Source organism: Geotalea uraniireducens Rf4 (assembly GCF_000016745.1).
Lineage (GTDB): Bacteria > Desulfobacterota > Desulfuromonadia > Geobacterales > Geobacteraceae > Geotalea > Geotalea uraniireducens.
Genome location: NC_009483.1, coordinates 909,446 through 922,715, shown reverse-complemented (window position 1 = coordinate 922,715; position 13,270 = coordinate 909,446). Strand labels below are relative to the sequence as shown.

Sequence of the window (13,270 nt, the reverse complement as noted above, 5' to 3'; positions counted from 1 at the left end):
TGATGATAACCGCTGTAGTCGAGTTAGTGGCAATCCCGCACCTGTCCTGATTTGTGCCTCACACATTTTATGTTTGTTTTTGCTCCCGAATCATCTAATATTTGACAAATTGATGATTCAAGATCAGAGGAGCAAAAGATGGGAGAGACCATTAGATTCGGCATATCAATCGACGAGACACTTTTGGAGAGCTTCGACAAGCTGATCGATCAGAAGGGGTACATGAACCGCTCCGAGGCGATTCGGGACCTGATCCGCGCATCGCTGGTGGAACTGAAATGGGAAGCGGGAGAAGAGGAGACCGTCGGCACCGTCACCCTTGTCTATAATCATCACGTGCGGGACCTGTCCGACAAGCTGACCGAGCATCAGCATACTCACCATGACCAGATCATCTCTGCCCTTCACGTGCACCTTGATGCCCACAACTGCCTGGAGGTCCTGGTTGTGCGGGGCAAAGCCCGTGAGGTGAAGCAGATTGCCGATGAACTGATCGGGGTAAAAGGGGTAAAACATGGGAAGCTGGTGATGACCACGACAGGAGAGGAACTACACTAACAGGCCCCCTCACGCTCATAATCAGCGACAATCTTATCATACCTTCTCTCAAAACCGTCCGTTGATCGGGCCTCGGCAGCCTCGTAACCGGCAATGACGGCATCGCGAGCCGCATCGGGTATGAGCCGCTCGGCCAAGGGATAGAGGATGTCGTCCTCCTTGGCGATATGCTCTTTCAAAAGCTCCACGTAAGCGAGGGCGTTTTCCGCAATAGTCCCATCCTGACCCGGCTCACCCGACAGGGCAAGCAACGCCGCCAGTTCCATGGCCTTCACGTAGGCCCTCCCCTGCTCATGTTCCATCAGCATGGCAGCCACCGGGCTGTTTTCCCTGGGCATGCCGTTTTTCACCAGCGCCTCGAAGAGCACGTCCTCTTCCTTGGCATGGTGGAAGCGGTCGGCATAATTTCTGATGAAATCGACCCCGTCCAGGTAAAAGCGGTAGTTGGAGTATGTTCCTGCGCCGGTGGCCAGAGCGTTACGCTCTAAAACGGCCAGCATGCGGAGGATCAGCCGGTGCTCGCGGACGAGCGTCTGTGTGATGTCCCTTTTCATGGTCAATTCCTCCTTTCGCCGTTCACCCCGACGATGACGGTTTCAAGCGGGATCTCCTTGCCGGACTGCTGGAGCGACTGCCTGACCATCACATCCAGGCCGCGGCAGCAGGGGACTTCCATGATCGCCACGGTTATGCTTTTCACCTCGTTTTCCCGGAAGATCGTCGCCAGTTTTTCCACATACACGCCGCTATCGTCCAGTTTCGGGCAGGCTATGGCCAGCGCCTTCCCTCGCAGCAGATCGCCGTGGAAGCTCCCGAGGGCGAAGGCAACGCAGTCTGCCGAGATCAGTATATCGCTCTGGTTGAAATACGGGGCGGTCGGCGGGACCAGGTGGAGCTGCACCGGCCACTGCCGAAGTTCTGACTGCGCCCTGCAGGTGGTTGCAGTTGTTGTCTCTTCTCTCTCGATTACCCGTGCCATGCTGCCGGGGCAGCCGCATCCCAAATTGCTCATGTTGATTCTCCTTTTTATATATGCCTTTGATTTTTAACCATCAACCATCCACCATCGACCATTCACCGCATTTCCAGATATGCGTTGATTTCAGCCTCGATCCGCGCTTCGTCCTCTTTTGAAAGGCCGTGGATGGAGACCACATCCTTCAAGAGGCAGATCCCCACCTTGCAGGTGACGCAACCGATCTCGAAACGGTTCAATATCCCGCCGATTTCCGGGTATGCGCCGATCACTTCCTGAATTGCCTTGTTGCCGAGGTCGTTATTGAATTCCATTGCTTCCTCCCCCTTTGTTGATGATGTCAGCATAGGGCATCCGGGAGGAAAAGATTATGACGTGGGTCAAAAAATGGGGGTTTGCTGCGGGGAGGTGAAAGTGGGGGGTTTTACTGCTCAGCGGGTTTCGTAGCTTGACGCCAAGAAAGCGCCTCAACTATTTAGGCCGGATCCATGATAATGAGAAGGGGACCGGCCCTTTATTGAAAAAGCCGGTCCCCTTCCCTCAGTGTTACGTTACTTGATGGTGATCGTGGTTCCAGACACCGTGGCGCCGTTCTTGTCGATGCTCCTGATGTTGGCGACGGAGAATGAGGAGGCGCTGGGCGCGCTCGCTCCAGCAGGGACATTGCAGGTCAACGTGGCTACCTCGCCGGTGCTGAACCCGTTTGTGGTGATAATGCCGACGGTCAGGCTGCCGGACGAGTAATTGGCCGCCAGCAGGGCACCGGAATGCACATCACCCGAAAGGGTCAGGCTGCTGGAGAGGACGGCCGAGGTGGAACTGTTGACGTTGAGGGTGACTCCCGCCGGAAGCGTCAGATCGAACTGAAGGCCGGTAACGCTGCCTGGGGTGAAGGTCCCCTGGAGACTCAGTTTATATCTCTTTGTAAGGGTGCCGACGTTTATCAGGCTGGTAGTTGCGGTGTCGCTGACGCCGGTCTGGTTGTTGGGGTTGCTGACGAAGGTAGTCAGGGCGCTCTGGATGGCGCTAACAGTGGCGGTGGTCATGCCGGTGGGTGATATGCCCTGCCCTATTGTCGTCAGGGCATTGTTCAGTTTGTCGGTGTCGCTGGTACCGGTTGCGGTACTGGCCAGTTGGGATACGGTTGCCAGGGCCAGGGTGTAGTCTTTCTGGGCCTGGGTGGCGGTGGCAAGGACAGCGGCTGTTGGTACTACCGGCGAGGTGGCGATGATGTCTACCTTGAAGAGATCGGAAACCAGGGTGTTGGCTGCGCTGATTGCCGATGCGGTCAGGTCAGCGTCGGTCTTGAGGTAGGCAAGTTCGGTGAGGGCCGTTACCGGCAGGTTGACCGCGCCCTGCGCCAAGGGGAGCGCGGCGTGAATGGGAGAATCCGCTGGAATGGTCTTGGTTGTACCGGTGGCCTCGTCCAGGTAGGAACCGCTCGCCTCGACTATGATCGGACCCACGTAGCTGCCGAGATTGGCGGTGTAGTTGCCGTTGGCGTCGGTGGTGGTCTGGGCGAGCAGTGTGCTTTTGGCGCCGTCTATGACCGAATATATCTTGACTACGCCGTTGACGATCGGGCCCTTGGAGGCGATGCCGGAGACGGTGGTGTTGGCGGCGACGGGAGTGGGACTGGAACCGCCGCCACAGGCGGTGATGACAAGCATTAACAGCAGCGACGATGCTATGGTTGCAAATATCTTCATGTTATCTCCTCGTATTTTCTTTGGATTCGTATCCTGTTTTGCTTTCAAGATGACACTTTGGGAGGGTAGGCTTCCAGCCTGCCTATTCAAACTCCGCTTGAAACACAGGCAAGATGCCCGCGCCCCAATTAATGCCAATTTGATTGACTCTATCACTACCAAGTCAGCATCCCAACCGCCTTTTCCAGTATCAGCATGGCGTCGGCGATGTCGATAACTCCATCAGACGACGGCTTGTCGTTCACCAGCGGGGCAACGTCGCCGGCCGCCAGTTGGGCTGGGCTGGGGGTTGCCAGACCCACGGCCATCTGCAAAGCCAATAAGGCGTCGCTGATATCCACCTTGCCGTCACCGTTGATGTCGCCGGAAGGAAGCGTTGGCGTAGGAGTAGACGGTGCATAGATTACGTTTCGCTGCGCCGTGACGTTGTTGCCCGCCTGATCCGTGGCGGTTACGCTTATGGCGTACTGTTTTGCCGTGGTAAAGCTGATCTGCTGCTGGAATGCGCCGTTTACCACCTGCGAGGTGTAGCTATTGCCGTCGCAGGTTATGGTGACGCTGACGGCGGTCAGGGCATCGGTTACCGTGCCGGAGATTGTCATGGAGGCCAGATTGGTGGTCATGTCCTGAACCGGGTCGGTGATCGCCAGGGTCGGCCTGGTGGTGTCGGAAACCACTGTACGCTTGACCATGGTGCTGTTACCAGACAAGTCGGTAGCTTTGACCTCAATGATGTTGCTCCCTGCCTCCAGATTCAGGGTAACGCTGAAGCTGGTACCGGTCATGGCGGCGGATTGGGCGGTTCCGTTGTTGACCGTCGCCTGGACCGTTGCTGTCTTGTCCACGGTTCCGGTTATCGTAACCGAGGCGGCCGCCAGGGCGCTGTTATCGGCCAACGAAGAGATGGTGATCGCCGGAGCAGTGGTGTCCAGGATGATGCTGCGGCTGTCGCTTGCGGTCAAATCAGCGTTGTCGGTGGCTACGGTGGTAATGGTGTTTTTGCCCGATTGCAGCGTAACCGCATACGAGAAGCTGCCATCAGCGGCGGGAGACACCGCCACCCCGTTGATCGTTATGGATTTGATAGCGTTTGCACCGGCGGCGCTACCGCTGATGTTGAGGGTGGCGGTATTAGTGATGCTGCCGTCTGCCAGGGCGAAGATTTTCAGGGTGGGCGCGGTGGCGGTGGCAATTACCAAGGTACCGGTAGCTGCACCTTGATAGTTGCTGTCGCTGATCGTGCCGATTACCGCGTAACTTCCGGCGCTGGCCGGTGCAGTGGCGCTGCCGTCATAGGTGAAGGTAACGGTTTTGCCGGTCGGCGTGGTGGTGGCGCTGGCGCTTTTTGCCGTGCCGTCGTAGGTGGCAGTCAGGCTGCCCAGAGTTACGGTGGCGGTGGCCCTGGTAACCGTAAGCGTTGCCGCCGCGCTGGTGGCCGCGTTGTAATTGCCGTCAGCCGCCTTGGTGGCGGTGATGGCACAGGCGCCGGAACCGCTGGTTATGGAAACTGCGCCGGACGTGGCGTCTACCGTACAAGCGGTTGAGGAGCCGGCGCTGTAGCTGACTGCGCCGGTGCCGAGGCCGCCTAATGCCGCAGCGGTTATGCCGCTCTGGCCGTAGTAGGCGCTACCTGAAATGCCTGTTACGCTCAGTGCGGACTGGCTCGCGGTGGTAACCGTAAGCGTTGCCGCCGCGCTGGTGGCCGCGTTGTAGGTGCTGTCGGCCGCTTTGGTGGCAATGATGGCACAGGTGCCGCTGCCGCTGGTTATGGAAACTGCGCCGGACGTGGCGTCTACCGAACAGGCGGTGGAGGAACCGGCGCTGTAGGTAACTGCACCGCTGCCGTTGCCGCCGGAGACACCGGCGGTGATGCCGCTCTGGCCATAATAGGCGCTGCCGGAGATGCCGGTTACGCTCAGGGTGGCCTGGTCGATCTTAGGCACAGTAAACGTCTGGTCGCTGCCGGTGATTGGATCTACGAAGTCGGGATTCACCGCTTTGACCCTGAAGTGATAGGTGGCGCCAGGGGTGAAGCTGCCAGTGATGTGAGCGGATACCGCCACATCGCTGTCGCTCGCCGACAACGAACCTGGAGTGGCTGAGACGGTGGTGCCGTAGGTGGTGGTTGCGCCATATTCGAAACTTACCGTGGTGGCCGCGCCATTGGCGCTCACCGTGCCGTTCAGCGTGACGCCGGAGGTGCTGATGTTGCCTGCCTTGCCGGTCACGGCTGCGGAAGCGGTTGCCGCCTTTTTTACGACGATTTTAGAGGTAGCGACATCCCAATATGCCACGTAAGCGATGCCATCCTTGTCAAAAGCCAGGGAAGGCTTTTGGCCAGTTCCTATGCTGCCGCCGGAGGTGGCGCCTATAACCGGACTCCAGGCGCCTGCCGTGTAACGCATTACCATGACCTTGCCGTTGCTGCTATCAATATACACCACATAAGGGGTGTTATCCGGCGACAAGAGCAGAGTTGGGTAGGTAACGGTTCCGGCGACGGAGGCCAGAGCGCCAACCTCATTCCACCCCGGGCCGCTCTGCGAGGGAGTCTTCACCGTTATTTGCCCGCCATCCAGATATGCCACGTAGAGTGTGCAGTCTGACGCAACCGCCAGGGAGAGATTGGAGAGATCGGTGAGTGAATTGCTTGAGACCGCCGGGTAGTTATCCCAAAGAGGAAAAGCAGGATCATTATAATAGTACCGGACCTTCACCTGTTTATTGTTAAGGTCGCTTCCGTCAATATACGCGACATATTGTTGAGAATATGAATCAGAGGCCAGGGAGATGCTGGAGGCGTTCGCGGCGGAGATGGCGGTCCCGGTCCCATCTACGCTCCAACTGCCGGTTGTGTTCTCTTGCATCGTGATTGAGCCATTATTGCTGCCGCTGCCGTCGGCGTATGCCACATAGGGAACGTTGCCCATCGGCGCAAAGGTCATGGAGATGTATTGGGCCAAACCTGAGGAAAATCCGCCGGTAACCCCGATTTCGCCCCAAGTGCCATTATTGTAAGACTTCACCGTGGCTTTGCCGCTGTTGCCACTGTCCTGATACGCCACATAAGGTTTACCGTTACTGTCAATGGCCATAGAGATGAAAGAGGCGTCTCCGGTGGAGAAACCGCCGGAACCGACCGTGCTCCAGGATGTGCCGTTGTAGCTCTTCACCACAGCCTTGCCATTATCCGGGTCACCGGGAACATTATTCTGAAACACCACGTAGGGGGTGTTGTCCGTTGGTGAAATGGCGAGTTTGATGTATGACGCATCGCCGCTGAAAGCTCCGGCTGTACCGAGCGGCTGCCAGCTGAAATCCGGGCGGGTCAGCAGGTTGAACGAGGCAACGGTTGCCAGCGTGCTGCTGGTGCCGGCGGTAAAGCAGACGGTGTAGGCGGCGTTGGTCAGGCTGTTTAACTGTATGCTGGCGGGAGTGTTGGCTTGCAGCGCCATGGAGCCGGAAATGGCTGCGGTGTTGCCGTTGCTGTCCTTGCCTCCCCTGATTTGCAAGGCGGTGCCGCAGGTGACATCGGCCCCCGCCATCACGGTGTAATACCCGGTGCTGACGGCGCTTGCCTGAAACTGCAGGGTGGCGCCCCCCCCCACGGTTATATTGCTGGCGCTCGGAGTGGTCAGCGCCGGGCCTGGCTGGCAGTCCAAGGTGGCAAAGGTATTGTCGCTGCCGTAGGCGGGGCCGCGGCTGCTTGTTCCCTTGATCCGGTAGTGGTAGGTGGCGCCGCAGAACAGCCCCGTGATGGAGGCGGAAGCTGACGCGCCGGCCGACTGGCCGGTAACGGGGGTAGTGTGACTGCCGTACCTGGTGTCAGCGCCATATTCAAAGCTAACCGTGGTGGTTCCGCCGTCGGTGGTGTTTACCGTCCCGGCCACGGTGGCGCCGGTGGTGGTGATGTTGCTCGCCGCGCCGGTAGTGACGCCGGCGAGAATGGGGTCGGTGTTCGCCTTCATTATCATGGGGTTGAAAGTGTTAATATCATTAATCAACACATACGGTATGCCGTTCGGAGCAATGGCCACGGTCGGTTGAGCAGTCTGGCCCCAATTATAGATGGTAGAGTTGCTGCCGAAAGGAATCCAGTCCGTGCCGTTAAAGCCGAATAGCGGCGTTTGTGAGCGATCTGTGTTTTCATCCGCGGTCGCCAGATATGGCGTGCCGTCCGGGGCAATGACCAGGTTGCCCATGCCGGCCGCCCTGCCGGCTGTTATATTGGCGCTGCCGTTCCAGACCTTGATCCAGGCGCCGTTCAGGTAGCGCATCACTATGGGATAGCGTGTGTCGGCATCCATAAAAGCTACATGGGGTGTGCCGTTCGGGGCGATAGCCAGGGAGAGGCCGCTAACGCCGTAGATATAGGAACTGGATGGATCATTGTTGATATCTGCCCAGGTAGCGCCGGGATCCGCCGGGTTCGCAAGGAACTTCACCGTGGCGGTGCCCCAGTCCGCGCCTGAGTGTGCAGTCTTCACGTACGCCAGGTAAAGGCCGCCGTTGGGGGTAAAGGCCAGGGAGCTGTATGTGGCGTAGTCGGCGGGCAGGGCGCCGACGTCTTCCCAGGTCGAACCGTTAAGGCGCTTTACCTTGACATAGCCACTGGCTTGGCCGCCGTTTGCAAATTCCACGAGCGCCACGTAAGGGGTGCCATCCGGGGCAAAGGCCAGTGAGTTAAAACCGGTGCTGCCGGCAGAGACGGGCGTAGCGCCGACCGCTTCCCACGTACTGGTCGCGCCATTAAAGCTCATCACCTTGGTTCCGTTGGTGGTGTTATCGTCGGAAGACGCCAGGTAAGCGGCGCCGTTCGGGGCAAAGGCCAGAGAGATACTATTGGCCGCATCGACGGTGAATTCCGCGGCGCCGACCGGTTCCCACGCTTTGGTCTGGCTATTAAAGCGCTTCACCGTGGCTTTGTGTGCTACACCACCCGAAGTCAAATACCCGAAGGCCACGTAAGGGGCGCCGTCCGGGGCAATGGCCATGACGGAAGGGAGAGCAATGCCTGTAAAAGCGGTGTCGCTGGCCGTGCCCATGAAGGCGCCTACCTGGGGGGTGGCGGCTGTTGTGCTAAAACTGGCCGAAGCAGGCGTAGAACCTGGGCTGGAGGTGAAACAGGCGGTATAGGAGGTGGCGGCGCTGAGGTTGCCCACCGTGTACGGGTAATCGGTAGCGACGCTCATATTCGGCACGGAGCCTGAGCGAAGTACGACGCTGCCGGCGACGCCAATTGCTTTGTCCGCGCTGTCCGTTCCTGCAATGACTTGAGCGCTGCTGCCGCAACTGGCGCCGTTCCCCGCCAGAAGGGTGAAATTCCCGGTCAGCGTGGAGGAATCCCCGGTAAATTTCAACGTCAGGGTGGCGCTGCCCGCGCTGACGTTGCCGGCGCTGACGGCCGGGGTATAACTGCCCCCCAAGGCCATTGCCGGTGATACAATAAACGCCTGTCCGAAAACAAGCGTCAGCGCAATGATCGGCCAGACCAGCAGCCGCAAATATGCGGGCTGTCCGGTCGAAAACTTTTGCAATCTTCTGAAAACTCTCTTCTGATTTTTTTTCATTGAGTACCCTTTCTCCCGGAATCGTTTCGGGAATGACCGAATTGAGGTTTGCGGAAGAAAGTTAACATCGAAAAGGATAGGGATAGGATAGGGATTTTTAAAAAAGGTGAGTTTTTTACCGCTCCGGGTTTCCGGTATGATGCCCTGAAACATCAAGCATCCGCTGCATCCTTTCGCGGAGCTTATGCCGTACCGGCGCAGTCCAGGGGAGTTCCACATCATTTGGGAGGAAATCGCCGCCATAAAGTTCCATGGCCTGTCGGGCAAGATCGCCGATGTTTCGGGCTTCGGATTCGGGGCTGTCGTGGTCCGTTTTCCGGCTCAGGGCGATAACCTCTCCGGACAGACGCATGAACTCCACCGCGTCGATCCGGCAATAACGGGGGTCAAAGGCCACAAGACCATTATGCAGCGTTACCGCGGTATCCTTGTTCAGAAGCAGCCGGAGTTGGTGCAGCGAAAATTTGAAGGCATTATTGGCCCGGTCGCCGTCAGCATCGGGCCAGAGGGCGTCGGTCACCCGTTCCCTGGACACTTCCCTGCCGCCGAAGGCAATTAATGCCTTGAGCAGTTCCAACGGCTTTTTCGGGACTTTCCCGGAAAATACAAGCGGTTCATCGTCCTTGAGGATCTCGAACCGGCCGAGGGTGTGGATCTTTATAGGATAGGGCCATTCCTCAAGAGGATAGGGAGGCGTCAGTCCCAGTTTCCTGATAAGCCCCTTCACATACTCCTGCTCTATCCTCTCCCCCAGCGCCTTTGCAAAAAGAAAGCGCATGACGGTCGGCTGGTAGAATTCAAGATGAACATAGCCGTGTTTCCTCCCCAGCGACAGACCGCGGCGAAGCGATAGAAGCCCCTCCGTTTCCTCCCCTTCCTGCAAAAGAAGCCAGGCGTCGATCATAAGCGAGTACCACTCCATAACCAGGCTTTTCATCGTCAGGCTGATGCGGTGCGCCGTCCGGACAAGGGTTCTCGCCTCACCGGCACGCCCCTGCAGAAAGGCCACCTGCGCCATGGCGACGTGCCACAATGCCTGGTAGTATGGGGTCCCCATGCTTTCCGTCCTGGCAAAGGCGGTCTCCATATGTTCGGCAGCACGGGACGGGTTACCGGTAAGGAGCGCATGCCAGGCGGAGTTGATGTAATACCAGAAACTGTTCAGCGCATTCTCCATGCCGAGAAGCGACTTCAGTTGATGCTTCATGGAGTTCTCCGCATTCTCCATTTCGCCAGCCGCCATTTCGGTCGCAGCCTTGAAACTCCATAACAGGGAGTCATACAGATGGACGCCGCTTTTGGCTGAAACATCAAGCCCTTCGGAGAGTGCCTGCAAAGCGGCCTGATAATCTGCCGTTATCCAGTAATGAATACCGCTCATCAATTTAATGCGAATGACCGCAAAGGAAGATGCTTTTCGATGACTGACCTCAGCCACGGCCCGTTCAAGCAGCAGGGCATTTTTGTCATACTCCCCTTTCCAGAGATAATAGAGACTCATGCAGGAAAAGATGTCCATCTGGATATCGAAAGAGGGATTTTCCTGCAGCAGCGCGGAAACGCGAGCAAGCCAACGTTCAACCCGTTCCGGCTGATTCGTTTTTCGCAAGGTGAGGGATAACAGCATCCTGGATGAGGCGACGAGCTCGATTTCCAGTGATGGGAAGGACGGATAGGAGCTTGTCAGGTCGTCGAAGACCGTAATGCAGTTGTCAAGACTCTTCCACTCGTCACCGAAGGCATAGCTATCCACGATGCCTGCCCAGGAGAGATAGATGCCCGGCAGATCTTCATTCATCCTGAACAACGCCAAGGCTTGTTCGAGATATTGTCTTGTTCCGGGCAGATCCATCGGAAACGAGCACATCCCGCTCCAGTAGAGCAGCCATGGATCGTCATTCATCGTTTTCTCGGGCAGGCTTGCCATCCATTCCCGAATGCTCTTGTTTCTCCCTTGCAGCAAGAGTTCCCGAGCATGACGGGTCACTAACCGGGCAAGACCGGCACTGTCTCCGGCATCACTGTAAAGCCGTGCCGCATCCTCTATCTGTCCGGCCTGTTCAAGAAGCCGCGCGGCATCTCGCTGCATATCGGCCAATGCATCGGGCGCGAACAGGCTCTTCGCCCTGTTCAGGAGAAACTCCCTGAAGAGGGGGTGGTACTGATAGACCGGATCATCGGATACGTGGCTTTCGATAAAATAATGTTCTCTGTTCAGGCGGTCCAGGATGGCGCTGGCATCGTTGTTTCCGGAAATATGCTCGGCCATGGAGACAGTCGTGGAGGGGAAAAGGGAGGTTTTCAACAGGAAATCGCGGGTGGCGCCATCGGTTAACCGAAAGATTTCCTCGGCAAAATAATCGAAGAGCACAGCGGGGGTCTTCAACGATGGGCCACGGACAGGCCCCAGTTCCCGCGATCTGAGCAGAAGCGCCAGCCCGGCGGCCCAGCCGTTGGCTTTTGCATGCAAGCGCAGCAGTACATCATCGTCAAGATCTGCGCAACCATGACTTATTGCCATGGTCTTCGACTCTTCAACGGAAAAGCGAAGATCGAACCACCCCAGAAAATGGAGCCGATCGGTGATACGGATACGCGACAGTTGCGGGGGTGAATCGCATCTGCTCAGGACAACGAAGGTGATCCCTGCCGGCGCGGCATCGATGCCGCACCGCAGGATTTCATGAAGCGGTGAATCGGCGGGCGCGTCCTGGTAGTTGTCGAACACGATGACGGCTGGTATGGGGAGCCTGCTGAAAACATCCTCAAAAAAGCGGCGGCTGAACACGGGGATCCCCATCAAGTATTCCGGCGTCAGGACGGGGAGCTTTTTTTTCTTTTTCGGCGCCGCGTTTTGCGCCGCCAAGCCGAAATACATGAAAAACGTGGCAGGATCGGCATCACCGCTATCGATTTGATACCAGATGGAGGGTATCCGGCGGTTGTCGAGCCATCCGGAAACAAGGGTGGTCTTGCCCGAGCCCGCCGGCGCCGCAATCCATACCACGGGCTTCTCCCGCCCATGGTCGAGCAGCCGGAAAAGCCGTTCCCGCTCGACCGTCCCCGAAACCTTCGGGGCGGAAATTTTTGCTATTGACGTAATCAAGCGTTTATTCATGGGGTTGATTCTGTTCTCGCCATTAAACCTGAACGGATTCTCCAGAGGGCCTGGATGTGGGATAAAGGGATAGGAATTTGCTTTTTTGACTGGACGGAAAATACACCCGTCGCCGGGTAGTGTCAACGCAATTTCAGATAAACTTACGGGATTTCCGCTTCTTCGATAAACGCCAGCACCCGCATCGTGCCGCCGCAGTTGGGGCAGGTCAGCGGATCAATCTCGTAAATCTTCCGGATCAGCCTCGCCCAGTTGGCACGGCACTTCTTGCGATATGCCGAATCTGCTTCCTGCCCGGCGATTTCAGCTGTCTCGACATCAACCAGCCCAAGCTTCCTGCGCTTGCCTCTGGCTGCGATGCTGTAATATCCGTAATAGCGCTCCATCTGCTCACCATGCCGGGGAATGTGGCTGATTATCAGTGCCAGCCAGTCGAGTGCGCTGAAGCTCTTCGTCGTGTGGCCATCTTTCGAGCGATAGTTGACGGTGCCGCTCTGCTCAAGGTATGTCATCCGCTCTTGGGAGAACTGGAAAGTAATAAAGGGACAGGCTGCTTTACCACATCGCAACGTGTCCCCTTTCATTCACCAATCTTGTTTTGTTCTTGCGACAGTACTATGCGACCGGCTCCGACTTCACAAAGAGCGCTTTCAGCCAGTACCCTTCCGCCTCGATGTTTTCGCGGCCACCTTCTTCGCGATCAACCAGCGTCACGATTACTGCAGCGTCACCCCACTCACGATCGCACTCAAACCGCTGACGACTTTGCCCGAGGTATCGGTCACCTTCTGATCCAGCGTAAAACTGCCGGCGGTCGGTGCGGCGCTGTTGGTCAGGCGCAAGGTGACGGTGGCTACCTCACCTGTTTCGGCTACACCGGTTGTGGCTGCGCTGGCAAGGGCAATCACCACCATGCCGGGGGAGGATGCAGTGGCCTCCTTGTAAACCACAGGAACCAGCGCCCCTCCGGCAAAGACACCGGATGGCGTGACAACGCTGCCGGCCACGGCTCCATTGACCAGTTCCGGAATAACGTTGTCCGGCAGCGTCAAGGTTAAGGCGGCCCCGGCAATAGCGGTGCCGGCCGGCAACGTGCCGCTCAGGGCTATTTTGACAGTGGCGGTGGTTTTGGTCGTGTCTGTTGTGCCGCCCCCACCTCCCCCGCCGCAGGCGGCGAGGGTCAGCAGGGTCAAGGTCAGCAACAGGTATTTTGAGATATTTGTTGTCATCGTTTGTTCTCCCGGATGGTTTTGTAAGGGCGCATTGCATGCGCCCTGATGGCAATAGCAACAATGCCGGTTATTGCAGCAGGGGCGCAAGCATTGCGCCCTTACGTTAA

The 13,270-nt window shown here is 57.6% G+C and carries 9 protein-coding genes and 1 pseudogene; 1 reads left to right on the top strand and 9 read right to left on the bottom strand.

Annotated features, from left to right (window positions below; all coding sequences use genetic code 11):
* Window positions 1-138 precede the first annotated feature (138 nt).
* Window positions 139-558, top strand: coding sequence for a nickel-responsive transcriptional regulator NikR (gene nikR / locus GURA_RS03925; protein ID WP_011937704.1), 420 nt, complete (start codon window positions 139-141; stop codon window positions 556-558).
* Here nikR and GURA_RS03920 read toward each other — a convergent pair.
* The 9 genes and pseudogenes from GURA_RS03920 to GURA_RS03885 all read right to left on the bottom strand — a co-directional run bounded on the left by GURA_RS03920 (window position 555) and on the right by GURA_RS03885 (window position 13,160).
* Window positions 555-1,112, bottom strand: a complete 558-nt coding sequence (locus GURA_RS03920; RefSeq protein ID WP_011937703.1) for a hemerythrin domain-containing protein — start codon at window positions 1,110-1,112, stop codon at window positions 555-557. The two genes, nikR and GURA_RS03920, sit on opposite strands and share 4 nt — an antisense overlap.
* A 2-nt stretch (window positions 1,113-1,114) precedes the next feature.
* Window positions 1,115-1,570, bottom strand: coding sequence for a hypothetical protein (locus GURA_RS03915; RefSeq protein WP_011937702.1), 456 nt, complete (start codon window positions 1,568-1,570; stop codon window positions 1,115-1,117).
* Window positions 1,571-1,632: 62 nt separating this feature from the next.
* Window positions 1,633-1,848, bottom strand: a complete 216-nt coding sequence (locus tag GURA_RS03910) for a hypothetical protein (protein ID WP_011937701.1) — start codon at window positions 1,846-1,848, stop codon at window positions 1,633-1,635.
* Between the two features lie 237 nt (window positions 1,849-2,085).
* Complete coding sequence (locus GURA_RS03905; protein WP_011937700.1) at window positions 2,086-3,243, bottom strand: hypothetical protein; 1,158 nt, start codon at window positions 3,241-3,243, stop codon at window positions 2,086-2,088.
* 155 nt (window positions 3,244-3,398) lie between these two features.
* Window positions 3,399-8,813, bottom strand: coding sequence for an MBG domain-containing protein (locus tag GURA_RS03900; protein WP_011937699.1), 5,415 nt, complete (start codon window positions 8,811-8,813; stop codon window positions 3,399-3,401).
* A 115-nt stretch (window positions 8,814-8,928) separates the two neighbouring features.
* A complete protein-coding gene (locus GURA_RS03895) occupies window positions 8,929-11,931 on the bottom strand; it encodes an ATPase AAA (RefSeq protein ID WP_011937698.1) in 3,003 nt (1,000 codons plus the stop codon).
* Window positions 11,932-12,074: 143 nt separating this feature from the next.
* Window positions 12,075-12,500 carry a transposase gene (locus GURA_RS25255; protein WP_011937697.1) on the bottom strand — a complete coding sequence of 142 codons (426 nt, stop codon included), beginning with the start codon at window positions 12,498-12,500 and terminating at the stop codon, window positions 12,075-12,077.
* 46 nt (window positions 12,501-12,546) lie between these two features.
* Window positions 12,547-12,648: pseudogene (locus tag GURA_RS24075) on the bottom strand (orotate phosphoribosyltransferase); the annotation flags it as partial.
* Window positions 12,648-13,160 carry a hypothetical protein gene (locus GURA_RS03885; RefSeq protein WP_011937696.1) on the bottom strand — a complete coding sequence of 171 codons (513 nt, stop codon included), beginning with the start codon at window positions 13,158-13,160 and terminating at the stop codon, window positions 12,648-12,650. The gene GURA_RS03885 and the pseudogene GURA_RS24075, both read right to left, overlap by 1 nt.
* Between the last annotated feature and the right edge of the window lie 110 nt (window positions 13,161-13,270).